This is a genomic window from Microlunatus flavus (assembly GCF_900110855.1).
GTDB classification, from domain to species: domain Bacteria; phylum Actinomycetota; class Actinomycetes; order Propionibacteriales; family Propionibacteriaceae; genus Microlunatus; species Microlunatus flavus.
The window spans coordinates 315,293-337,242 of the sequence record NZ_FOFA01000002.1; the positions used below are offsets into that span (position 1 = coordinate 315,293).

19 protein-coding genes and 1 pseudogene are annotated in these 21,950 nt (G+C 73.7%); 8 read left to right on the forward strand and 12 right to left on the reverse strand.

All coding sequences use genetic code 11. The features are described 5' to 3' along the window. Positions 1–120: 120 nt before the first annotated feature. Positions 121–498 (reverse strand): VOC family protein, encoded by a 378-nt coding sequence (locus BMY04_RS05890; protein ID WP_232506128.1) that lies wholly within the window; start codon positions 496–498, stop codon positions 121–123. A 103-nt stretch (positions 499–601) separates the two neighbouring features. On the opposite strand from BMY04_RS05890, the gene BMY04_RS05895 reads away from it, so the two are divergent. Beyond that, complete coding sequence (locus tag BMY04_RS05895; protein WP_091178207.1) at positions 602–1,546, forward strand: helix-turn-helix transcriptional regulator; 945 nt, start codon at positions 602–604, stop codon at positions 1,544–1,546. Between the two features lie 18 nt (positions 1,547–1,564). On the opposite strand, the gene BMY04_RS05900 is transcribed toward BMY04_RS05895, so the two are convergent. The 3 genes and pseudogenes from BMY04_RS05900 to BMY04_RS05910 form a co-directional block, all read right to left on the reverse strand. Continuing rightward, positions 1,565–3,079 carry a hypothetical protein gene (locus tag BMY04_RS05900; RefSeq protein WP_091178208.1) on the reverse strand — a complete coding sequence of 505 codons (1,515 nt, stop codon included), beginning with the start codon at positions 3,077–3,079 and terminating at the stop codon, positions 1,565–1,567. Between the two features lie 148 nt (positions 3,080–3,227). Next, positions 3,228–6,083, reverse strand: a pseudogene (locus BMY04_RS05905) (FAD-binding and (Fe-S)-binding domain-containing protein); the annotation flags it as partial. Between the two features lie 72 nt (positions 6,084–6,155). After that, the gene (locus tag BMY04_RS05910; protein WP_091178210.1) at positions 6,156–6,623 is read right to left on the reverse strand and encodes a MarR family winged helix-turn-helix transcriptional regulator; all 468 of its coding nucleotides are present in this window, start codon (positions 6,621–6,623) and stop codon (positions 6,156–6,158) included. 206 nt (positions 6,624–6,829) lie between these two features. Between BMY04_RS05910 and BMY04_RS05915 the strand changes: the two genes are divergently transcribed. Beyond that, on the forward strand, positions 6,830–8,659 hold the full coding sequence (locus BMY04_RS05915) for an AMP-dependent synthetase/ligase (protein ID WP_091178211.1): 1,830 nt from the start codon (positions 6,830–6,832) through the stop codon (positions 8,657–8,659). Between the two features lies 1 nt (position 8,660). Further along, positions 8,661–9,524 (forward strand): acyl-CoA thioesterase, encoded by an 864-nt coding sequence (locus BMY04_RS05920; protein WP_091178212.1) that lies wholly within the window; start codon positions 8,661–8,663, stop codon positions 9,522–9,524. Between the two features lie 7 nt (positions 9,525–9,531). Here BMY04_RS05920 and BMY04_RS05925 read toward each other — a convergent pair whose 3' ends face one another. Beyond that, positions 9,532–10,020 (reverse strand): globin, encoded by a 489-nt coding sequence (locus tag BMY04_RS05925; protein WP_091178538.1) that lies wholly within the window; start codon positions 10,018–10,020, stop codon positions 9,532–9,534. A gap of 161 nt (positions 10,021–10,181) precedes the next feature. Between BMY04_RS05925 and BMY04_RS05930 the strand changes: the two genes are divergently transcribed. Then, entirely contained in the window at positions 10,182–10,610 is a 429-nt protein-coding gene (locus BMY04_RS05930; RefSeq protein ID WP_091178213.1) for an OsmC family protein, read from the forward strand. 124 nt (positions 10,611–10,734) lie between these two features. Beyond that, on the forward strand, positions 10,735–12,000 hold the full coding sequence (locus tag BMY04_RS22270) for a hypothetical protein (protein WP_139209767.1): 1,266 nt from the start codon (positions 10,735–10,737) through the stop codon (positions 11,998–12,000). A 4-nt stretch (positions 12,001–12,004) separates the two neighbouring features. Here the strand turns inward: BMY04_RS22270 and BMY04_RS05935 are convergent, their stop codons facing one another. Beyond that, positions 12,005–12,721: a mechanosensitive ion channel family protein gene (locus BMY04_RS05935; protein ID WP_091178214.1), complete on the reverse strand. Its 717-nt coding sequence runs from the start codon at positions 12,719–12,721 to the stop codon at positions 12,005–12,007. Between the two features lie 63 nt (positions 12,722–12,784). On the opposite strand from BMY04_RS05935, the gene BMY04_RS05940 reads away from it, so the two are divergent. Continuing rightward, a complete protein-coding gene (locus BMY04_RS05940; protein ID WP_232506129.1) occupies positions 12,785–13,759 on the forward strand; it encodes a DMT family transporter in 975 nt (324 codons plus the stop codon). Positions 13,760–13,781: 22 nt separating this feature from the next. On the opposite strand, the gene BMY04_RS05945 is transcribed toward BMY04_RS05940, so the two are convergent. From BMY04_RS05945 to pyrR, 4 genes are read right to left on the reverse strand one after another with little or no spacing between them, the layout of a single operon-like run. Continuing rightward, positions 13,782–14,669 (reverse strand): aldo/keto reductase, encoded by an 888-nt coding sequence (locus tag BMY04_RS05945; RefSeq protein ID WP_091178215.1) that lies wholly within the window; start codon positions 14,667–14,669, stop codon positions 13,782–13,784. Between the two features lie 14 nt (positions 14,670–14,683). Continuing rightward, positions 14,684–15,982 carry a dihydroorotase gene (locus BMY04_RS05950; RefSeq protein ID WP_091178216.1) on the reverse strand — a complete coding sequence of 433 codons (1,299 nt, stop codon included), beginning with the start codon at positions 15,980–15,982 and terminating at the stop codon, positions 14,684–14,686. Then, positions 15,979–16,959 (reverse strand): aspartate carbamoyltransferase catalytic subunit, encoded by a 981-nt coding sequence (locus BMY04_RS05955; RefSeq protein ID WP_091178217.1) that lies wholly within the window; start codon positions 16,957–16,959, stop codon positions 15,979–15,981. The genes BMY04_RS05950 and BMY04_RS05955 overlap by 4 nt, the downstream gene beginning before the upstream one ends. After that, on the reverse strand, positions 16,959–17,534 hold the full coding sequence (gene pyrR / locus BMY04_RS05960; RefSeq protein WP_091178218.1) for a bifunctional pyr operon transcriptional regulator/uracil phosphoribosyltransferase PyrR: 576 nt from the start codon (positions 17,532–17,534) through the stop codon (positions 16,959–16,961). The genes BMY04_RS05955 and pyrR overlap by 1 nt, the downstream gene beginning before the upstream one ends. 102 nt (positions 17,535–17,636) lie before the next feature. On the opposite strand from pyrR, the gene BMY04_RS05965 reads away from it, so the two are divergent. Together BMY04_RS05965 and BMY04_RS05970 are read left to right on the forward strand one after the other, a co-directional pair. Further along, complete coding sequence (locus BMY04_RS05965; protein WP_139209768.1) at positions 17,637–18,005, forward strand: hypothetical protein; 369 nt, start codon at positions 17,637–17,639, stop codon at positions 18,003–18,005. After that, on the forward strand, positions 17,986–18,387 hold the full coding sequence (locus BMY04_RS05970) for a DUF5130 family protein (protein WP_232506130.1): 402 nt from the start codon (positions 17,986–17,988) through the stop codon (positions 18,385–18,387). The genes BMY04_RS05965 and BMY04_RS05970 overlap by 20 nt, the downstream gene beginning before the upstream one ends. A gap of 6 nt (positions 18,388–18,393) precedes the next feature. On the opposite strand, the gene BMY04_RS05975 is transcribed toward BMY04_RS05970, so the two are convergent. Both BMY04_RS05975 and pepN read right to left on the reverse strand, forming a co-directional pair. Next, positions 18,394–19,281 carry a DNA-3-methyladenine glycosylase family protein gene (locus BMY04_RS05975; protein WP_170854017.1) on the reverse strand — a complete coding sequence of 296 codons (888 nt, stop codon included), beginning with the start codon at positions 19,279–19,281 and terminating at the stop codon, positions 18,394–18,396. A gap of 5 nt (positions 19,282–19,286) precedes the next feature. Continuing rightward, positions 19,287–21,863 (reverse strand): aminopeptidase N, encoded by a 2,577-nt coding sequence (pepN, locus tag BMY04_RS05980; protein WP_091178222.1) that lies wholly within the window; start codon positions 21,861–21,863, stop codon positions 19,287–19,289. Positions 21,864–21,950: the final 87 nt, after the last annotated feature.

Below are 21,950 nucleotides of genomic sequence, written 5' to 3' on the forward strand. Positions count from 1 at the left end.
GTCGGCGTAGGGGCACGCTCCCTGAGCCTGTCGAAGGGCCTCGGAGAGGTCGGCGTGCTCAGCCGATCGCAGGGGATGGACGCCAACCCGTCCCGGGCCCTTCGACAAGCTCAGGGAGCGTCAGTCGGCGTGCCGCGCGGCCCAGTGCGGGTTGGTCATGAATCCCAGCACGTTGCCGAACGGGTCCACCACCGACGCGGTCACGAAGCCCTCGCCGCGCGGCGTGACGGGCTGCCGCTGGGTGGCCCCGAGCTCGATGAGGCGGTCGAGCACGGCCTGGGGGTCCTCGACGTGCCAGCTCAGCACCGCACCGCCCGGGGTGCCGGGCTCGTCGGCGGGCGCGTAGCGGGCGTCGATGATGCCCAGCTCGTCCTCGTCGGGCCCGATGCGGAACTCCACGTAGCCCGGCACCACGAAGTACGGCGGGAAGCCGAGGACGTCGGTGTACCACCGCGCGGCGGCGTCGACGTCGTCGGCGTAGAAGCTCACGTTCGACATGCCCTGCAACATCGGAATTCCTCCCGGTCGGACCTGGCTGATGTCCCCATCCTCCCTGTTGAAGTGATCACCTCCTGATCACTTTTCCGGGCAGGATGGGGGCGTGCGCGCGGACCGGCTGGTGAGCCTGCTGCTCCTGCTGCAGGCGCGCGGCCACGTGACCGCGGCGGAGGCGGCGGCCGAGCTGGAGGTCTCCGTGCCCACGGTGCGGCGCGACCTCGAGGCGCTGTCGAGCGCGGGCGTCCCCGTCTACGCCCAGGCCGGGCGCGGCGGCGGCTGGTCCCTGGTCGGCGGAGCCCGCACCGACCTGACCGGATTGACCGCGCCGGAGGTCCACGCGCTGTTCCTGCTCGCCGGACCCGGGCAGGACGTATCACCCGCCATCCGCTCGGCGCTGCGCAAGCTGGTCCGCGCGCTGCCGTCGACCTTCCGGGCCGAGGCGGAGGCGGCGGGCTCGGCGACGGTCCTCGACCACCGCCGCTGGGGTCGGGCCGCGCCCGTCCGGCCGCCGCACCTGGACGCCCTGCAGGCGGCGGTCGTCGCCCGCCGACGGGTGCGGATCACGTACGCGTCCCGCGACGGCCGGGCCGGCGACCGGGATGTCGAGCCGCTGGGGCTCGTCGACCACGACGGCGTCTGGTACCTGCTGGCCCAGACGGCTCGGGGGCGGCGCACGTTCCGGGTCGACCGCGTCCGCGAGGTCGAGACCGAAGCCGAGCGGTTCGAGAGGCCGGACGGCTTCGACCTGGCGACGGCCTGGGAGGAGGTGTCGGCCGTCGTCGAGCGCGCGCGTTCCGCGGTCGAAACCACGGTGACGCTGCCCGACGACCTGGTCGCGCCCTTCACCGACGTGCTCGGCGCCCGCTACGTCGACGTGGTGGACCAGGCCGACGGGCGCACCCGGCTGCACGTCCGGGCCGACACCCCGCGCATGCTCGCGCGCCAGCTCGCCGGCTGGGCCGACGTCGTCGCGGTGGAAGGTCCGGACGCCGTGCGCGACGAGCTCGCTCGGCTGGGCGGCGCCCTCAGCGCGGCGTACGGGTCCTGAACGGACGACGCCCGGACCTCAGCGGATCGAGCGGACCTCGACGCGCTGCACGTACGGCCGGCCGGTGCGCAGGGTGTCGCTGAACTCGTCGTCGGCCCAGACGAGCAGCGTGTGCTCGCCCGGCGTCACGCGGTACACGGAGTCGTTGGGGAAGAACGGCTGCAGGGCGGGCTGGCCGTCCGGGGCGTAGAGGCTCGCGCGGTTGCCCCCGGTCGGGCTGGGGACGACGCGCAGCAGCCCGGCCTGCGTCACCGGGACCGTGAGCAGCGCGTAGCCGCCGCTGGTGAAGGTGACGTCCTGCGGCCGGTCCGGCTCGAGGACGGCCGACGGCGTGTCCGAACGCTCGGTGTTCAGCACCATGAGCACCTGCGCCCGGGTGAGGCCGTCCGCGTAGCCGATGACGGCGTCCGCGAGGCTCTCGGGCAGGCTCGTGCGCCAGCCCGCGTCGTCGTGGACGGCGGTCAGCGAGAACGCGCCGTCGTGGCCGAGGAGCTCGAGCTGCCCGAGCGTCCCCGCGCCGCCGGCGTAGCGGTAGCCCGAGGACCGCAGGCAGGCCCGGTCGCCGTTCGTCGTGACGCACGGACCGTCCAGGTCGAACCCCGACCCCGTCCCGACGGTGAGAGCCCCGACGCGGACGACGGCGCGCGTGCCGTCGTCGGTGCCCGGCGACGTCGAGAGCGCGGTGATCGGCGCCGGCGGCCGGTCGAGCCCGACGATCGCCAGCTGGGCGGCCCACAGCTGGACCGTGTCCGATCCGGACGCGTCGAGCGTCCGGGCCAGCGCGGTGGGGTCGCGGCGCGTGACAGGGTCGAGCAGCGCCCGCACCGTGGCCTCGACCGCGGCCCCCGGGGTCGGCGACGGAGCCGGGTCGAGGGCCTCGACGTCGGCGAGGCTGCCCGGGGGGACACCCGGCCCGAGCAGCGTGGCGAGCACGCTGACGTACCAGCGCCCGTCGCGCTCGACGGTGACCAGGCGTTTGCGCACACCGAGCGCGGGGAGGTCGTCGACGGCGTACGTCTCGTCCTCCGGGGCGCTCATGCGCCGGTCCGCGAACCAGGTGCGCAGCAGCCCGTGGGCGCGGTCGGGGTCGCTCCGGACGCGCACGACGAGGGGGCCGAGGCCGACCACCGCGACGTCGCCGTCCTGCGACTCCACGTGCGGCGAGGCGCCGGTGAGGCTGAGGTCGAGACCGTCGAGCGGGTGGCGGGGCCGGGACCCGCCCCCCACCGCCTCGGGCAGGCCCAGGTCGGCGAGGTGCTGCGACAGCGCCGCCCCCGTCCGGAGGAGGGCGGCCCGTTCGGAGGGCTCGACGAGGCGGCCGAGCGCGGCCAGGTCCTCGTGGTCCAGGGCGGTGACCACCCGCTCGGCCAGCCCGCGCGGCGACGAGGCGCCGCCACGGACGCGGTCGACCAGCGCGAGACCGCCGAGCACGAGCGCGACGAGCAGCGCCCCGACGCCCAGGACGAGCAGGAGCCGCCGGTCGGCCTGGCGCGGTGCCACCTCGAGCACCTCGGGCCCGACGGCCGCGGGCACCTCCTGGGCCCAGGGCTCAGGGGACGTCGACGGACCCCTGGTTCAGGGTCGGCCGCTGCTGCGCGACCGACGGCTCGGCCGTGGCGGACCCGTCGTGCGGGTCCGGCGTGGGCGTCGCCGCGACCTCGGGCGGCGCGGCGCGCGGAGCGCGGAAGCCGGGGGAGAGCAGCTCGGCGAGGGTGACGGCCTGCCGGTCGGCGAGCTCGGCGAGCTGGGTGCGGCAGGAGAAGCCGTCGGCCAGCACCACGGCGTCCGGCCGCTGCCGCACCGCGGGCAGCAGGTCGTGCTCGGCGACCTTGACCGAGACCTCGTAGTGGCCCTGCTCGACGCCGAAGTTCCCGGCCAGGCCGCAGCAGCCGCCGACCGTGGTGACGGTCGCGCCGGTCGCCGCCAGCAGCGCCGCGTCGGCCCGCCACCCGATGACCGAGGCGTGGTGGCAGTGCGGCTGGGCGACGACCTCGACGTCGGTGAGGTCGGGCGCGCTCCAGCCCGGCGTCTGCTCGAGGAGCTCGGCGAGGGTGTGGACCCCGGCGGCCACCTCCGCGACGCGCGGGTCGTCGAGCAGCTCGGCGGCGTCGCTGCGCCACACCGCCAGGCAGGAGGGTTCGAGCCCGACGACCGGGACGCCGGCGGCGACGACGGGGTGCAGGACGTCGAGGGCCTGGCGCAGCTGGCGACGGGCGCCCTCGCGCTGGCCGGTGCTGATCCAGGTCAGGCCGCAGCAGGCGTTGCGCTCGAGGAACCGTGGCGCGTAGCCGGCGGCGCGGAGGACCTCGACGACCGGACCGGCGCCCGCACCCTCGAAGCAGTCGGAGAACGAGTCGACCCACACCACGACGTCCCTGCCGACGTCCCGGCCGCCCTGCGCGCCGGGGGCGTCGACGTCCACCCGCGCGCGGGCCGGCCGGTCGGAGAAGCGCGGCAGCGAGCGCCGCTGGTCGACGCCGGCGCCCCAGCGCAGGAGGTGGCGCAGGCCGGGGGTCGCCCCGGTGACGTTGACCAGCGCGGCCAGCCCGGGGAAGCGCGTGATGAGGCGGCCCCAGCGCGGCAACCAGCCCAGGGCGTAGTGGCTGCGCGGACGCAGCCGTCCGGCGTACGCGTGGTCGGTGGCGATCGACTTGTAGGAGGCCATGTCGATGCCGGTCGGGCAGTCGCGGGCGCAGCCCTTGCAGGACAGGCAGAGGTCGAGGGCGTCGTGCACCTCGGGCGCCCGCCAACCGTCGACCAGGGTGCCGTTCACGAGCTCCTGGAGCACGCGGGCGCGGCCGCGGGTCGAGTCCTTCTCCTCCCGCGTGGCCTGGTAGCTGGGGCACATCACGCCTTGCGCCCCGGTGGTGTTCGCGAGGCACTTGCCGACGCCGGAGCACTTGTGGACCTCGGCGGAGAAGTGCCGGCTGACCGGCAGCGGGCGCCCCACCAGGCCGGACGCGCGCAGGTCGGCGTCGACCGGCGCCGGGTCGACGAGCACGCCGGGGTTGAGCAGGTCGTCGGGGTCGAAGGCCGCCTTGACGCGGCCGAACAGCGCGATGGCCTCGGCGGAGTACATGGCCGGCAGCAGCCCGGAACGGGCCCGGCCGTCGCCGTGCTCGCCCGACATCGACCCGCCGTACGCGGCGACGACGCGGGCCGCCTCCTCGACGAAGCGCCGGTACGTCTGCGCGCCGCCGGGCCGGGTCAGCGGGAAGTCGATGCGGGCGTGCACGCAGCCGTCGCCGAAGTGGCCGTACGGCAGCGCGTCGAGCCCGAACTCGGTGAGGAGCGCGTCGAAGTCGCGCAGGTAGGCGCCGAGCCGGGCGGGCGGCACGGCGGCGTCCTCCCACCCGGGGTAGGCGGGTTCGGCGAGGCTGACGCCGGCGAGGCCGGCGCCGTCCTCGCGGATCTTCCACAGCGCCAGGGCCTGCGTCGGGTCGGTGACCACCGAGCCGTCGAGCGCGCCGGCGTCGGCCAGCACCCGGTCCGCCCGGGCCTCCACCTCGCCCGCGTCGTCGCCGACGACCTCGACGAGCATGAAGCCGTCGCCGCGGGGCAGCGGAGGCACGGCCGCGTCGCCGCGCCGCCGGCGGACGACGTCGACGATGCGCCGGTCCAGGCCCTCGACGGCGGTCGGACGGTGCGGCAGGACGGCGGTGACCGCGTCCGCGGCGTCGGCCATCGTCGCGTAGCCGAGCGCGACCATCCGCTTGTGCGGGGCGTCGGCGACGAGCCGGACCGTCGCGCCGGTGACGACGGCGAGGGTGCCCTCGGTGCCGGCCAGGAAGCGGGCGACGTCGAAGCCGCGCTCGGGCAGCAGGTGCTCGAGGCTGTAGCCGGAGACCTGCCGGCCGAAGGTGCCGAGCTCGGTGCGGATGGTGCCGAGCCCGCCGGCGACCACCTCCCGGACGGCGTCGAGGCTGGCGGACACCGGTGCGGGTGCGCCGTGCTCCAGGTGCAGCCGCTCCCCGCGGCCGGTGACGACGTCGAGCGCCACCACGTTGTCGGCCGTCCGGCCGTAGCCGAGCGCGCGGGGGCCGCAGGCGTTGTTGCCGATCATCCCGCCGATGGTGCAGCGGTTGTGCGTCGACGGGTCCGGACCGAACCGCAGCCCGTACGGGGCGGCCGTGGCCTGCAGCGCCGACTGCACGACCCCCGGCTCGACCCGTGCGGTGCGGGCCTCGGGGTCGACCTCGCCGATCGTCGTGAGGTGGCGACCGACGTCGACGACGAGACCCGGACCCACGGCGTTGCCGGCGCACGAGGTGCCCGCGCCGCGCGTGGTGACGGGGACCCGGGCCGCGCGGGCCGCGTCCAGCACGGCCAGCAGCTCGTCGACGTGCCGGGGCCGCGCCACGGCCTGCGGCACGACGCGGTAGAGCGAGGCGTCGGTGGAGTAGAGCGCCCGCGCCAGCGTGGAGGTGTCCAGCGCGCCGAGGGCGTCGCGGCTGCGCAGCTCCCGGGTCAGGTCGCCCAGGCCCTCGGGGACGTCGCCGTCTCCGGGCACGAGGAGCAGGGGGGCGGTCGAGGACATGGTCGGGTGCGATCGTAGCCGGGCCACCCGCACCGCGGGCCCCTCGCGCGCCGCGTCGGGACGGCGCGGGACTCAGTCCTGGGGGACCTCGACCACGGCGTGGAACGCGCGGCCCACCGCCGCCAGCGTCTCGTCGTCGATCGCGTCCACGAAGTTGCGCCGCACGCACTCGACGTGGCTGGGAGCGGCCTCCTCGAGCAGCCGGTAGCCGGCGTCGGTGAGGTTGGCCCAGACACCGCGGCGGTCGACCGGGCAGGTGGTCCGCTCGATCAGGCCGCGCTTCTCCATGCGGGTCACGGTGTGGGTGAGCCGGGAGCGGCTCTGGTGCACCGCGTCCGCGAGCTCGGCCATCCGCAGCTGGCGGTCGGCCGCCTCGGACAGGGTGACGAGGATCTCGTACTCGGCGAGATCGAGGCCGTGGTCGCGCAGCTGGGCATCGAGGCGTTCGCTCAGCACGGCGCTGCCGAGGAGGTAGGCGCGCCAAGCGCGCTGCTGGTCGTGGGTGAGCCAGCGTGCTGCCGGGGGTGCAGTCGTGGTCATTATGCGTTCAATCGTATGACGATCGACCGGCGATACCTAGGTGGAGTCTGTGAAGGCGGCGGGCTGTCGTCCGTGCGGGGGACACGGGTCACCGGCGACCGCGCTCCGGAGCGTGAGGGATGCTGTCCGGTAACCTGGCTCGACCAGCCAACACCCGCGGCCGGCTGACGTTTGCCGAGGCGGCCCGTACGAGCACGGGAGCCGACATGGACCGATACGAACACCCCGCCGGGGCGGACGACATCGTGGCGCAGCGGCCCTCCTCGGTGGGGGCGATGCTGCTCGAGCAGGTCAAGGCCTCCGGCGACCGCGAGGCCTTCCGCCACAAGCAGGGCGGCCGCTGGGTGTCGCTGTCGTGGACCGAGACGAAGGACTCCGCCTTCGAGCTGGCCGCCGGCCTGCTCGCTCTCGGCGTGGGGCTCGAGGACCGGGTGGCGATCGCGTGCGGCACGCGCATCGAGTGGGTGCTGGCCGACATCGCGATCATGTCCGCCGGTGCGGCCACGACGACCGTCTACCCGACCACGCAGGCCGAGGACGTCGCGTTCATCCTCGGCGACTCGGGCTCGCGCGTGGTCTTCGCCGAGGACCAGGGCCAGGTCGACAAGATCGAGGCGCACGCCCACGAGCTGCCGGCGCTCGAGGTGATCGTGCTGATCTCGGGCACCCCGCGGGGCGAGCGCACGATCAGCCTCGACGACCTGCGCGCCCGCGGCCGGGAGCGGCTCGCCGGCGACCCGTCCTGCGTGGAGGACATGATCGCGCAGACGGGTCCCGACCACCTCGCGACGCTGATCTACACCTCGGGCACCACCGGGCGCCCCAAGGGCGTGCGGCTCGTGCACGACTGCCTGGTCTACGAGGGCGCGGCGGCCGAGGCGTACGACCTCGTCTACCGCGAGGACCTGCAGTACCTGTGGCTCCCGCTGAGCCACGTCTTCGGCAAGGTCCTGGTCGCGATCCAGCTCAAGATCGGCTTCGCCACGGCGATCGAGGGCGACATCGACAGCCTGGTGGAGAACCTCGCCGTCGTGCAGCCCACCTTCATGTGCGGCGCGCCCCGTATCTTCGAGAAGGTCCGCTCGCGCGTCATGACGAGCGCCTCCGGCGGTGCGCGCAAGCGGATCGTCGACTGGGCCTTCGGCGTCGGTCGCCGGACCACGCCCATCCGGCTCGCGGGCGGCCGGCCCAAGGGGTTGCTCGCCGCGCAGCAGGCGGTGGCCGAGCGGCTCGTCTTCTCGACGATCAAGGCCCGCATGGGCGGCAAGATCCGGTTCTTCGTCTCGGGGTCGGCGGGGCTCAACCGCGAGGTCCAGGAGTGGTTCTACGCGGCGGGGCTGCTGGTGCTCGAGGGCTACGGGCTCACCGAGACCAGCGCGGCGACGTTCGTCAACAACCCGCGCGCCGCACGGTTCGGGACGGTCGGCCCGCTGCTGCCGGGCTCGGAGGCCAAGATCGCCGATGACGGCGAGATCCTGATCAAGGGCCCGGGCGTGATGCGCGGCTACCACCACCAGCCGGAGATGACCGAGGATGCGTTCGTCGACGGCTGGTTCGCCACCGGCGACATCGGCGAGATCGACGACCACGGCTACCTCAAGATCACCGACCGCAAGAAGGACCTGATCAAGACCTCGGGCGGCAAGTACGTGGCGCCGTCCGAGGTCGAGGGCGTGATCAAGGCCGCGAGCCCGTACGTCAGCCAGGTCGTCGCCCATGGCGAGGGCCGCAAGTACATCAGCGCGCTGATCGCCCTCGACCCGCAGGCGATCACCGAGTGGGCCGACGCCCAGCAGATCTCCTACGGCTCCGTCGAGGACCTCACCCGCTCGGCCGAGGTGCGCGCCCTGGTCGAGAGCGGCGTGCAGACCGCCAACCGCAAGCTCGAGCGCTGGGAGACGGTGAAGCGCTGGGCCTTCCTGCCCGCCGAGCTCGGCGTCGAGAACGGTGAGGTCACGCCGAGCATGAAGGTCCGCCGCGCCGAGGTCGAGCGCCGCTACGCCGACCTGCTCGACTCCCTCTACGACCGCGACTGAGGTGGCTGCTCCCGCTCCTCGCCGCTTCGTCCACGCCTCGCCCCGCCGGTGGGGCGACCTCGACGCGCAGGGCCACGTGAACAACGCGGTCTACCTCGACCACCTGCAGGACGCGCGCGTCGCCTTCCTCCACGCGGGCGCGCCGGGCCTGGCCGACATGCTCACCACCGGCGTGCTGGTCGCCTCGCACCAGGTGGAGTACGTGGCGCCCGTGGGCTACGGGCCCGAGCCGCTGACCGTCTCGCTGTGGATCGACGCGCTCGGCGCGAGCCGGTTCGTCGTGGGCTACGAGGTCTTCGACGGCGAGACGCTGGCCGCGCGCGCCCGGACGACGCTGGTGCCCTTCGACCTGGCCGGCGGCGGCGTGCGCCGGCTCAACGAGGTCGAGCGGGCCGCCTTCACGGCCTACCTCCACCCCGCCGAACCGTTGCGCGACCTGCCGCGGGCCGCCGTGGGGGAGCGCGCGGCGCGCTACCCGCTCACGGTGCGCTGGTCCGACCTCGACGCGTACGGGCACGTCAACAACGTGAAGTTCTACGACTACGTGCAGGAGGCGCGGGTCGCGATCATGACCGCCACCCTCGACTGGTCGGCCGGCGTCGTGTGGTCGGTCGTGCGCCAGGACCTCGACCACCTCGCCCCGCTGGACTTCCGCAGCGCGCCCTACGAGGTGGCGACGAGCGTCGTCGCCGTGGGCCAGCGCTCGTTCACCCTCGCCGCCGAGGTCCGCGACCCCGGCAACGCTGGCACGGTCTACGCGCGCTCGCGGACGGTCGCGGTCGGGCCGCGGCCACTCGACGACGCCGAGCGGGGGGCGCTGGCGGCCTGGGCCCTGCCCGGCGCGCCGGGGGTGCCGGGGGCCTGAGGGCCGGTCAGCCCTCGGCGGGTCGCCGGGGCTGCAGCGAGACCGACCGTCCGCCGACCGGCAGGCCCATCGACGCCGCCGGCGCGGGCTCGTCGCCGGGCGCATTAACCATGAAGTGCGCCGCGCGCTCGAGGTAGGTCCACATCTCGTCGCGCTGGGCCTGCGGCAGGTCGAGCGAGTCGACGGCGTCGCGCATGTGGGTGATCCAGCGGTCGCGCATGTCGGGCGTCACCGCGAAGGGCGCGTGCCGCATCCGCAGTCGCGGGTGCCCGCGCTGCTCGCTGTACGTCGTCGGGCCGCCCCAGTACTGCTCCAGGAAGCCGCGGAGCCGGTCCTCCGCCGCGGCGAGGTCCTCCTCGGGGTAGAGGTCGCGCAGCGGCTGGTCGCCGGCGACGCCCTCGTAGAAGCGGCGGACGAGGGCGACGAAGGTGGGGTGGCCGCCCACCGCCTCGTAGAAGGAGGCGACGGGGGCGGGGCTGGCGGCTGGCTCGGTCATCGCCCCCATCATCCCCCGTCCACGGGAGCCCGGTACGGACCGAGACCGCCCAGGCGCGCGGCGGGACGCGCTGGCACGATAGGTCGTGGACGACCGAACTGGTCGTCCGCGACCGACCGCTGGCCACCGCCAGCGGGACACCCGCACGCAAGGAGCAACGCATGGCTGTCGTCCGTACCGCGCAGGCCCACTGGGAAGGTTCCCTGATGGAGGGCCAGGGCGAGGTCGAGCTCGTCTCGTCCGAGGTCGGGAGCTTCGAGGTCACGTGGGCCTCGCGCTCCGAGGAGCCCAACGGCCGCACCAGCCCCGAGGAGCTCATCGCCGCGGCCCACTCGACCTGCTTCTCGATGGCCCTCTCGCACGGCCTCGCCGGCGCCGGCCACGCGCCGACCAGCATCGACACCAAGGCCGACGTGAGCTTCCAGGCCGGCACCGGCATCACCGGCATCACGCTGAGCGTGGTCGGCGACGTCCCCGGCATCACCGCCGAGGAGTTCGAGAAGGCCGCCCAGGAGGCCAAGCAGAACTGCCCGGTCTCCCAGGCCCTCTCGGCCGTCCCGATCACCCTCGAGGTGAGCTTCAAGGGCTGACCCAACAGTGTCACCAGCGGCAGGCTCAGGAAAGTTCCCCTGAGCCTGCCGTGCGGATTCAGCGTCACCTGCTACCACCACTTAACAGCCGGATGGCTCCCACCCATATCCAGAGGTACGCCGCGTGATCCTACTGCTCTGGGAGATGGCTGCTTGGTTTGCAGAGCGACGGCCTAAACGCGACTCAATCCGGCAGCCGACGACAAGCATCCCTGAACAGCCGCCAAGACCGTACTATCCTGAGGCCAGACCGTTCTTGGCAGAGCCTTTCTTTGACCTGGTGGAACGACGAGGCTACCCGCGAATAGTACTGTTCGGTCTGCTTGTGGTGTTCGGATTATTACTAGCGATAGGCGCGGAGAGCAGCCATGAGTTCTGGGCGGCGGGTTCCCTCGCCCGCACTGTGGCTGATTTCAAGATCATCGTCGGATACGCGCCGTCGGATAATTTGAACTATTTTCCGCTGAGTAGGGACTATACCGCCATCAGTGTGTCTCTCGGTGCAGCCCTCACGGTGCCTCTGATATTCAGAAACTGCACGCTCATGCGGTCGATGGTACAAAATCTCGTCTCGTGGGACGCGCAGTCTAGCGATGGGCCCCCTGCCAAACGGGTGCGGGCGGAGATCGAAGAGCTGAACAGGAGTTTCGAGCGGGCCGGGCGATCGGGATCAGTCATCTGTGTTGCCCTTAGCGTTCTTAGCGCAGTCTTCCTGTACCTGACCTTCGATCGACAAGGAGCCTTTGGGGCGCTCGCGACTCTGCCAAGCGCTGCTGATGCCGATTGGTGGGCGTCAGTCCGCGAGGGGCACTGGATTGCTGCCGTGTCTTGGCTCCTGGTCTGCTCTGCCTGTTGCTACATCTTCATCAAGAATAACGTGCTCGGGTACTGCTTCTTACGGTTTTTCTGGCGCATCAGGAATGATGCGTGGTTCGGCGTAGATCCGCTGAACGAAGACGGCTACCACGGCTGGCGGCCCTTGCGTCGGCTTCTTGCATCGGTCTATGTCGCGATTTTGCTGAGTGGCCTTCCCGCCATCGTCTACGGGCAGTCGATTGGATCTTCCTCGGTTGTGTACGCTGCGCCCATCTTGGCTTTACTACTTGCTAGTATTCCCCTTCTTGGGGTTGCGCCGCTAGTCCTTCTAAAGGTCATCGGCGATCGCTACCGGGCAACACAAGCCGCTGATATCCGACGCGCGTTCGAGGAACGTACCGCGCAAGTGGCGAGGGATTCACCCCGTTATTGGCGCGAGGTGACTGAGGCTCGAACGCGCGTTGCGTTAGTAGCCGAAATGCGACCGCGGCTGTTCCGGCCAGCAGTGATCGTGATTGTCGCTGCCCTTTACGTCGTACCGCTCGTGTCTTTCGTGACGACGTATCTGAAGTAGCAGGCTAAGCTCGCCTGGGCGGCTCGGAGGCTTGCTCGCGCACGGCAACCTGTTCTTCGTGCTCTTTCTCGGAGGTAGCCGCACTCCAATCGTCTAGCAGCCGCACGGTTTGGATGGCTTCGGCGACTTGCGGCCGGCCCGTGCCGCCCTGGCTGAAGTTGCCGACCCGCACGACCTCGCCGTTGCGGACGTACCAGGTGTTGCCGCCGTCGTCGCGCAGCGTGGTCGTCCGCAGGCCGATGGCCTCGACGGTGCCCGCCGCCTCCTTCATGTCGATGAAGTCACCGACGCCGAACTGCCCCTCGACGAGCATGGTCACCCCCGCGACGAGGTCCTTGACCACGTTCTGCAGGCCGAAGGCCACCGTCACGGCGACGATCGACGTGCCCGCGATGAGCGAGGTGATGTTGAAGCCCATCTCGGAGAAGACCATCAGCAGCGCCACGAGCGTGATCAGCACCGTCGACGCGCTGCGGGCCAGCGAGCCGAGCGCGCGGATGCGGGAGTCACGGCGCTCGGCGGCCTCGGGGTCGACCTCGCGCAGCGCCTGCAGCGGGCGGATCCGCAGCCGGCGCCGGTCGCCCGTCGTGTTGCGCACCGTGCGGTCGATGAGGTGGTTGACCACCGCCCGCGCCACCAGCGCGAGCACGACGAGGAAGAGGATGCGCAGCGGGACGAACTGCACGGCCTGGGCGAGCGTGCGCGGGAACCAGTCGGGCATGCGCTCACCCTAGGAGGGCGAAACCCGCTCGGAAGTGTCAGAGCGTCCTGCGATCCTCGTCGGGTGGTCGCAACGCAGCAGCAGGCGCCGGTGGCACCGCAGGGCCTCGGCCGGGCGGGGCTCCTCGCCGTCGTCGTCACGGTGCTCGCCTGGGCCTCGGCCTTCGTCGTCATCCGCTTCGTGGCTCCGTGGCTCAGCCCGGGCGCGCTCTCGCTGGGACGCCTGCTGGTCGCCACCGTCGCGCTGAGCGCCATGACGTCGCTGCCGCGGCTCGGCGGCGGCACCCGGCTCGCGCGCCTGCGCGCCTTGCCGCAGCGGGTCCGGTGGCTCGTCGTGCTGGTCGGGCTGGCGTGGTTCGCGCTGTACAACGTCGCGCTGAACGCCGGCGAGCAGCACGTCGACGCCGGCACGGCCTCGATGATCATCCAGATCGCGCCGCTGCTGGTGGCCGTCCTCGCCGGCACCCTGCTGCGCGAGGGCTTCCCGACGCCGCTCGTGGTCGGTCTCGCCATCGCCCTCGCGGGCACGGTGCTGATCGGGGTCGCGTCGGGCACGGCGGACGCGGGGGAGCGGCCCGCGGGCGGGTCGCCGGGCCTCGGCGTGGCCCTGGTGCTGGTCAGCGCCGTCGCGTACGCGGGGGCGCTGGTCGCGCAGAAGGTCGTGCTGCGCCACCTGTCCGGCCTCGTGGTGACGTGGGCCGCCTGCGCCGTCGGAACCGTCGCGCTGCTGCCCTTCGCGGGCGAGCTCGTCCGTGGGCTGGCTGCCGCGCCCGCGGTCGTGTGGTGGGCCGTCGCCTACCTCGGCCTCGTCCCCACCGCGCTGGCCTTCTCGACCTGGGCGTACGCGATGGGCCGCAGCGACGCGGGCCGGCTGGCGACGACGACGTACGCCGTGCCGCCCGTGGCGATCGCGCTCGGCTGGCTGCTGCTCGGTGAGGTCCCGCTGCTGCTGGCCGTCGTCGGCGGCGTCGTCTGCCTCGTCGGGGTCGCCGTGGCCCGGCGTCCCGCTCGTCGCCGAACATCGGTCGCGACCGGCTGATCCTGGGGCTGGGACGCCGGCGTCAGGTCGAGCTGGGCCAGTCGGTGCCGACGCGGCCCCAGGCCTCGTCGAGCCGTTCGAGGGCGTCGGGCGGCAGCGGCCCTGCAGCCGCGGCGTCCAGGTTCGCCAAGAGGTGCTCGAGGTTCGCCGTGCCGACGATCGCGGTGTGCACGCCCGGCGCGTACGCGCTGAAGCGGAGCGCGAGGGCCGTCCAGCCTTCCGGGCCGAGATCGCCCGGGTCGAGGTCGAGCGCGCGGAGCCGCTCCCAGTAGAGCTCCGCGTAGTGGCCCGTCGGCCGTTCCGCGAAACGCCAGGGCGCGTTGGCCACGGGCCGCTTGGCGATGACGCCGAGGCCGGGGTCGCGCCCGACGACGTGGTGGAGGTTCCAGCGGTCGAGGAGGTTGACGCTGCACTCCAGCGCTCCGAACCGCCCCGAGGCGGCCGCGAACGCGAGCGCCTCGTTGTCACCGCTGTAGCCCGGGACGCGCACCCGGTCGGCGGCCACCTCGGCGTCCAGCGCGTCCTGGACCTCGCCGCGGCGCAGCACCTCCAGCGAGCAGGAGTGCAGGAAGAAGACGTCGACGTGCTCGGAGCGGGTGCGGCGCAGGGTCTGCTCGACGCTGGCCCGGACGGCGCCGGCCGACCAGTCCGCGTGGCCCTCGACGCCGGAGCCGCCCTTGCTCGACAGCACGAACGTGTCCCGGCGCCCGGCGAGGTGGCGCCCGATGCGCTCCTCGCTGCTCCCGTAGGAGAGGGCGGTGTCGACGAGCGTCACGCCCGCGTCCAGCGCGCCCTGCAGCAGACGTTCCGCCTGCGGCTCGGTGACGTCGCGCTCGCCGACCTGGCCGGCGCCCAGGCCGACCGCAGAGACGGTGAGGCCGGTGCTGCCGAACGCCCGCTGCTCGATCACGCCCCGATCATCGGTCAGGACCGCGTGAAGGTCCGGCGCCCGCCCCACCAGGTGGCGACCATCGGGTCGGGCAGGTCGCGGCCGTGCCACGGGTTGTTGCGCGAGAGCGAGAGGGACGCGTCGCGGTCGACGACCGAGCGGCGCTCGGGGTCCACGAGGACGAGGTTCGCCGGCTCGCCCACCCGCAGCGGACGGCCCTGCCCGGGGAGCCGGGCGATGTGGGCGGGGACCGACGACATCCGTGTGGCGACGTCGCCCCAGCCGAGCGCGCCCGGGCGCACCATCGTCTCGACGACGACGGCCAGCGCGGTCTCCAGGCCCAGCATCCCGAACGCGGCGTCGACGAACGCGTGCTCCTTGTCGTGGCGGGCGTGGGGCGCGTGGTCGGTGCCGACGGCGTCGATGGTGCCGTCGCTCAGCGCGTCGCGCAGGGCGGCCACGTCCTCGCCGCTGCGCAGCGGCGGGTTGACCTTGAACGTCGGGTCGTAGCCGGTCAGCTCGTCGACGGTGAGCAGCAGGTGGTGCGGGGTGACCTCGGCGGTCACCTCGACGCCGCGCTGCTTGGCCCAGCGCAGCACGTCGACCGTCTCGGCCGTCGACACGTGGCAGACGTGGAGCCGGGAGCGGGTGAGCTCGGCCAGCTGGACGTCGCGGGCCACGATCCCGGCCTCGGCGACGGCGGGCCAGCCGGGCAGGCCGAGGCGGCCGGACAGCTCGCCCTCGGCGCAGCACGCGTCGCGGCCGGCGAGGCGGGGGTCCTGCGCGTGCTGGGCGACGACGCCGTCGAAGGCGCGGACGTACTCCAGCGCCCGGCGCATCAGCCGGGCGTCGGCGACGCAGTGACCGTCGTCGGAGAACACCCGGGTGCGGGCCGCGGAGCGGGCCATCAGCCCGAGCTCGGCGAGCTCCTCGCCCTCGAGGCCCTTGCTGACGGCGCCGACGGGCACGACCTGCGCGGAGCCGACGCGCGACGCCACGCCGAGGAGGTGCTCCGCCGCCTCCGCGGTGTCGGTGACGGGGTTGGTGTTGGCCATGGCCAGGACGGCGGTGTAGCCGCCGCGGGCGGCGGCCCGCGTCCCGGTCTCCACGGTCTCGGCGTCCTCACGGCCCGGTTCCCGCAGGTGGGTGTGGAGGTCGACCAGGCCGGGCAGCGCCACGAGGCCGGCGGCGTCGACGCGGTCCGCGTCGGGACGTGCGTCCGCGGGGTCGGCGAAGGAGCCGTCGCGGATCAGCAGGTCGGCCGGACCCCGCCCGGCGAGATCGGCCCCGAGCACGAGGACGTCGCGCCCCTGCTCGTCGTCGGCCTGGGTCACCGCAGCGCTCCTGTCGTTCCGTCCGCGTCGTCCTGGCCGCCCAGGAGCTGGTAGAGCACGCTCATCCGTACGGCGACGCCGGCCGCGACCTGGTCGAGGATCAACGAGCCCGCCGAGTCGGCCGCGTCGCCCGAGATCTCCAGACCGCGGTTCATGGGGCCCGGGTGGCAGATCGGCGCCCCGGGCCGGAGCAGGCCCAGCCGGGCGCGGGTCAGCCCGTAGCCGACGGTGTACTCGCGCGGCGTGGGGAAGTAGCCGCCCGACATCCGCTCGCGCTGCACCCGCAGCATCATCACCGCGTCGACCTCACCCAGCACCGCGTCGAGGTCGTGGCGCACCTCGACCGGCCACGTGCCGACACCGGACGGCAGCAGCGTCGGGGGAGCGACCAGCACCACCTGGGCGCCGAGCGTGGTCAGCAGCTCGACGTTGCTGCGCGCGACGCGGGAGTGGGTGATGTCGCCGACGACCGCGATCCGCCGTCCCGCCAGGGCGTCGGGCCGGTCGGGGTCCTGCGCGCGGAAGTGCCGGCGCAGCGTGAACGCGTCGAGCAGGGCCTGGGTCGGGTGCTCGTGGGTACCGTCGCCGGCGTTGACCACGTGCACGCCGAGGCCCAGCTCGGCGAACCAGCGCGCCGTCTGCAGCGGGGCCCCGCTGGCCATGTGGCGCACGACCATCGCGTCGACGCCCATCGAGGCGACCGTCAGCACGGTGTCGCGCAGCGACTCGCCCTTGGACACCGACGAGCCCTTGGCGCTGATGTTGATCACGTCCGCCGAGAGCCACTTCCCGGCCAGCTCGAAGGAGCTGCGGGTGCGCGTCGAGTCCTCGAAGAACAGGTTGACCACGGTGCGGCCGCGCAGCGCCGGCAGCTTCTTGACCGGGCGGCTCTGCACGAGCGCCATCTCCTCGGCCAGGTCGAGGATCTCGCCGACCTCGGCCGCGTCGAGGTCGGCGGCGGAGAGCAGGTGCCGCATCAGGCCTCGTCCCTCGTGATCGTGACCTCGTCGGCCCCGTCGACCTCGGCCAGGCGGACCGACACCCGCTCGTCGGACCGGGTCGGCAGGTTCTTGCCGACGTGGTCGGCCCGGACCGGCAGCTCGCGGTGGCCGCGGTCGACGAGCACGGCCAGGCGTACGGCCCGGGGACGGCCGAGGTCGCCGAGCGCGTCCAGCGCCGCACGCACGGTGCGCCCGGAGTAGAGGACGTCGTCGACCAGCACGACCACCGCGCCGTCCACGCCCACCGGGACCTCCGTGCGCCCGACGGCGCGGGTCGGGTGGCGGCGCAGGTCGTCGCGGTACATGGTCACGTCCAGCGAGCCGACCGGGATCGGCGCCTCGAGCCCGCCCTCGGCCTCGGCCATGGCCCGGGCCAGGCGGTGCGCGAGCGGCACCCCCCTTGTGGGGATCCCGAGCAGCACCAGCCCGCTGGCCCCGCGGTTCGCCTCGAGCACCTCGTGCGCCATCCGCGCGCAGGCCCGGCTGATCTGGTCCGCGTCGAGCACGGTGCGGCTCGCCGGGGTCGGGTCGTCCGGCCCCGTCAACGACACGCGCGCATCCTCCGTCTGCTCGTCCGGTCGCGCGCCCGACGCCGCCGACCCCGCTCGTCGGGGGTCCCGCCTGCGCACAGCCCCGCCGGATACCGTGGGGGCATGACCGCGAGCCTAGTGCCTCTCGACATCACGCTGTTCGGCTGGCCGGAGGTGCCGACGACCTCGCCGCTGGCCGAGCTGGGCCTCCTGATCGGGATCCCGCTCGTGGTCATCCTCGTCGTGATCGCCGTCTCCCAGGGCAACAAGATGATGCACGAGTCGCGTCGCGGTCCGGGCCCGCACGCCGACGACCCGGTCTGGATGGGCGGCAGGGCCCGCTCGATCATGGGCGGCGCCGACGACGAGCTGCCCGCGATCACCGAGGGCGAGCGCCGGGCCCTCGAGGGCTCCTCCGCCTCCGGCTCGTCCTCCGCCACGACCTCCGCCACCTCGGAGTCCGACGCCGGCGGTGCCAGTGCTCGCTGGTGACGACCTCACCCCCGCCGACGCCAAGCGGCTCCGGCGCGCCGTCGAGATCGCGGAGGAGGCCTCGGGCCTGCGCTTCGCGCTCTACCTCGGCGGTGCCGAGGACGACGCCCGCGCGGACGCCCTGCGGCTGCACGGCTCGCTCGAGGACGCAGCGTCCACGGTCCTCGTCCTCTGCGACCCCGACCTGCGGGTGCTCGAGATCGTGACCGGCACGACCGCCCGCCGGGCGCTGTCCGACCGGGACTGCGCCCTGGCCGCGGCCTCGATGCGCTCGTCCTTCGTCGCCGGGGACATCGTCGGCGGGCTCTCCCACGGCATCACGCAGATGGGGGAGGCGGCCCGCCGCCCGACCACGCTGCACGCGCGCACCGAGGACGACTGAGCCCGGTCAGACGTACGGCCGCCACAGGTGCACGGTCGCGTAGCTGCGGAACGGTGACCACGCGGCCGGGTCGGTGACCCCGCGGGCCTCGAGCTGGCGGCGCACGGCGAGGTCCGTCCCGAGCAGCACGTCGCGCTCGCCCAGCGCGCGCAGCCCGACGACGTCGGCCGTCCAGGGACCGATGCCGGGCAGGGCCAGCAGCTCCGTCCGCAGGTCGCGCCACGGACGGGCGACCTCCAGCACCAGCCGCCCGTCGGCGACGGCGGCCGCCAGCCCGACCAGGGCGCGACCGCGGGCCCGCGGCATCGGCAACGTCTCGGGGTCGGCCGCGGCCAGCGCCGCCATCCGCGGGAACAGCATCGACACCGAGCCGTCGGCGACGGCCACGGGCTCCCCGTACGCCTCGGTGAGCTTGGCCGAGCAGCGCGCCGCGGCCGCCATGGACACCTGCTGGCTGACCAGCGCCTGGACCGCGGCCTCGGCCACGTCGGTCCCGCCGGGCAGCCGCAGCCCCGGGCTGGTGGCGACGTCGTCCGCGAGGTACGGATCGGCGCCGAGCGTCGTCGCGACCTCCTGCACCGGCGCGTCGGCGTCGACCAGCCGCCGTACCCGAGCCTGGGCGTCCGCCTCGTCGTCCGGGTGCCCGCCGAAGGCGAGCGCGAGGGTCGCGCCGTCCCAGGTCAGGCGCACCACGGCCGGCCCGTGGGCCAGCCGCAGCGTCCGCGTCAGCCCGAGGACGTCGCCGTCGACCGTGTGCGCCTCGACCCCCGGCACGGCGAAGCGCCGCAGGAACGCGAACAGGGTCGCGCCGTCGAAGGGTTCCGTCGTCGCCAGGGGCCGGGCCGGCCCGGGCTCGAGCGGCCCGGGCTCGGCGAGCACGGGGACCGGGGGCACCGCGCTCAGGGGCGCTGCGCCGCCCGCTGGCAGCGCAGCGAGCGCAGCGCGTCGTCGCGCCGCTCGCGGATCGTGCGGCTGACCGACGCCGACAGCTCGACCCCGCCCAGCCAGGCGTCGAGCCGGGCCAGGAACGGTTCGCGGTCCTCGGGCACCGGGAACAGGTTGCGCACGGCCGTGGTCCGCAGCACCGCACCCTTGTGGCGCCAGACGCCGCCGAGGCGGTCGGCCTCCTCGACCATCGCCAGGTACGGCTCGACGTAACCCCGCAGCACCTCGTCCTGCCCGCGCTGCCAGAAGGACACGCAGATCGCGGACTGGACGCTGTTGGTGACCTCGTCGCTCTCGCAGGCCAGCCGCCACGCCTCGGCCTTGGCCTCCGGCGTCGGGCGTGCCGCGCGGGCCCCGGCGGCGAGCTCGATGCCGGTGTTGGAGTCGTCGCGGGCCTGCTCGGCGTCGATCCCGGCGCCGTCGATGCGTCCGAGGCGGGCGAGCTGGCCGACGAAGAGCCAGCGCAGGTCGCGGTCCACGACCAGTCCCACGGGGACGTCGCGGTCCTCGAGCCAGCCGGCCAGGGCGTCGCCACCCCAGCCCGGGTTGGCCGCCGCGGCGAAGGAGCGGGCGAGGGCCAGCTGCTCGTCGGAACCCTCCGCCGCCGCGCCGAGCAGCTCGAACAGCCCCGTCTCGAGCCGCGCCTGCACCTCGGCCCGCTCACCGAGCCCGGTGTAGGAGCTCGCGGCGAGCGACGCCTGCCCGAGCAGGAGCCGCAGCTGGGTCGGGACCGTCTCGACCGCCGCGGCGCGCAGCACCACGTCGACGTAGTCGCGGGCGGGCAGCTCGGCGTCGCGGCACGAGTCCCACAGCGACGCCCAGAGCACGGCCCGCGCCAGGGGGTCGCCGACCAGCGGGAGGTGCTCGACCGCTGCGGCCCGCGACCGCTCGTCGAGGCGGACCTTGGCGAAGGTGAGGTCGCCGTCGTTGGGCAGCAGGAGCGCCGGGCGGGGGCGGCCGACCAGCTCCGGGACGGGCGTCCGGGAACCGTCCACGTCCAGCTCGGAACGGTGCACGAGCGCCAGCCGGCCGTCGACCAGGTCGTACGCGCCCACGCCCAGCCGGTGCGGGCGCAGCGTGTCGTGCTCGGCGGAGGCGGTCTGCACGACGTCGACCGCGCTGAGCGTGCCGTCCTCGCCGGTCTCCACCTCGAGGGCGATCGTGTTGACCCCGGCGGTCTCGAGCCACGCCCTGCTCCACGCGGTCAGGTCGCGCCCCGACGGCGGCTCGAGGGCGCGCAGCAGGTCGACCAGGCTGGTGTTGCCGTAGGCGTGCTCGGCGAAGTAGTTCCGGGCGCCCGCCAGGAAGGCGTCGCGCCCGACGAAGGCGACGAGCTGCGCGAGCACGGACGCGCCCTTGCCGTACGTGATCTGGTCGAAGTTCGTGCTGACGGCCTCGAGGTCGACGATGTCGGCCGCGATCGGGTGCGTCGAGGGCAGCTGGTCGGCCCGGAGCGCGCCGGTCTTCGAGCCCGCGCTGAACGTCGCCCAGGTGGTCGCCGGGTCCTGCGTCACGGCCTCTGCGGCGAAGTTCGAGCACCAGGTGGCGAAGGACTCCTTCAGCCACAGGTCGTCCCACCAGCGCATCGTCACCAGGTCGCCGAACCACATGTGCGCGAGCTCGTGCAGGATCACCTCGCGCCGGTAGTCGCGGGAGGCCTGGGTGACCCGGCTGCGGAAGACGTACTCGTCGCGGAAGGTGACGAGCCCGATGTTCTCCATCGCCCCGGCGTTGTACTCGGGCACGAAGGCCTGGTCGTACTTGCCGAAGGGGTAGGCCACCCCGAAGCTCTGCTCGAAGACCTCGAACCCGCCCTGGGTGACCGCGAAGATCGCCTCGGGGTCGAGGCTGTCGACCAGGGAGCGGCGGACGACGATGTTCGCCGCGACCGGCCCGGCCGTGCTGGTGATCCCGCCCTCGACCACGGCGTAGTCGCCGGCGAGCAGCGAGGTGAGGTAGGTCGAGACCGGCTTGGTCTCGGCGAACCGCGTGAGGGTGAAGCCGTCGCCGTCGGCCTCCTGGGTCTCCACCGCCCCGCCGGAGACCACGGTCCACGAGGACGGCGCCACGACGGAGACCGCGAAGCGGGCCTTGAGGTCGGGCTGCTCGAAGCAGGCGTAGACGCGCCGGGCGTCGGCGGGCTCGAACTGGGTGTAGAGGCAGACCGCGCCGTCGGAGGGGTCGACGAAGCGGTGCAGGCCGTCGCCGCTGCGGCTGTAGCGCACGACGGCGTCGACGACGAGCTCGTGCTCGCCGGGCGTGACGTCGAACGGCAGCCGGGAGTCGACGAACGTCGCCGGGTCGAGCGCGGTCCCGTCGAGGCTCGCCGAGCGGACGCGCTCGGCGATCAGGTCGACGTGCAGCGACCCCGCGTCGCGCGCGGTGAAGCGGATGGTCGACGTGGAGGTGAAGAGCCGCTCCGGGTCCTCGACCTCGCGCCCCGACAGGTCGACGTGCACCGCGTACGTGTCGGTGCCGATGAGGGCCGCGCGCGCCTGCGCCTCGGCCCGGGTCAGGTTGTCGGGGAACATGCGCCGATCCTTCCACGGACGCCACCCGGGGACGGTGCCGCGGGACCGCTCCCCGAACGGCCCGCAGCGGCGGGCGGAGCGCTGCCT

What these genes read in the sequence shown, in the direction of transcription:
- BMY04_RS05930 (WP_091178213.1), top strand. Translation starts at nt 10,182, where the DNA reads ATGGCTGTCGTCCGTACCGCGCAGGCCCACTGGGAAGGTTCCCTGATG.
- BMY04_RS05965 (WP_139209768.1), top strand. Translation starts at nt 17,637, where the DNA reads ATGACCGCGAGCCTAGTGCCTCTCGACATCACGCTGTTCGGCTGGCCG.
- BMY04_RS05935 (WP_091178214.1), bottom strand. Translation starts at nt 12,721, where the DNA reads ATGCCCGACTGGTTCCCGCGCACGCTCGCCCAGGCCGTGCAGTTCGTC.
- BMY04_RS05910 (WP_091178210.1), bottom strand. Translation starts at nt 6,623, where the DNA reads ATGACCACGACTGCACCCCCGGCAGCACGCTGGCTCACCCACGACCAG.
- BMY04_RS05955 (WP_091178217.1), bottom strand. Translation starts at nt 16,959, where the DNA reads ATGCGGCACCTGCTCTCCGCCGCCGACCTCGACGCGGCCGAGGTCGGC.
- pepN (WP_091178222.1), bottom strand. Translation starts at nt 21,863, where the DNA reads ATGTTCCCCGACAACCTGACCCGGGCCGAGGCGCAGGCGCGCGCGGCC.
- BMY04_RS05925 (WP_091178538.1), bottom strand. Translation starts at nt 10,020, where the DNA reads ATGACCGAGCCAGCCGCCAGCCCCGCCCCCGTCGCCTCCTTCTACGAG.
- BMY04_RS05915 (WP_091178211.1), top strand. Translation starts at nt 6,830, where the DNA reads ATGGACCGATACGAACACCCCGCCGGGGCGGACGACATCGTGGCGCAG.
- BMY04_RS05890 (WP_232506128.1), bottom strand. Translation starts at nt 498, where the DNA reads ATGTCGAACGTGAGCTTCTACGCCGACGACGTCGACGCCGCCGCGCGG.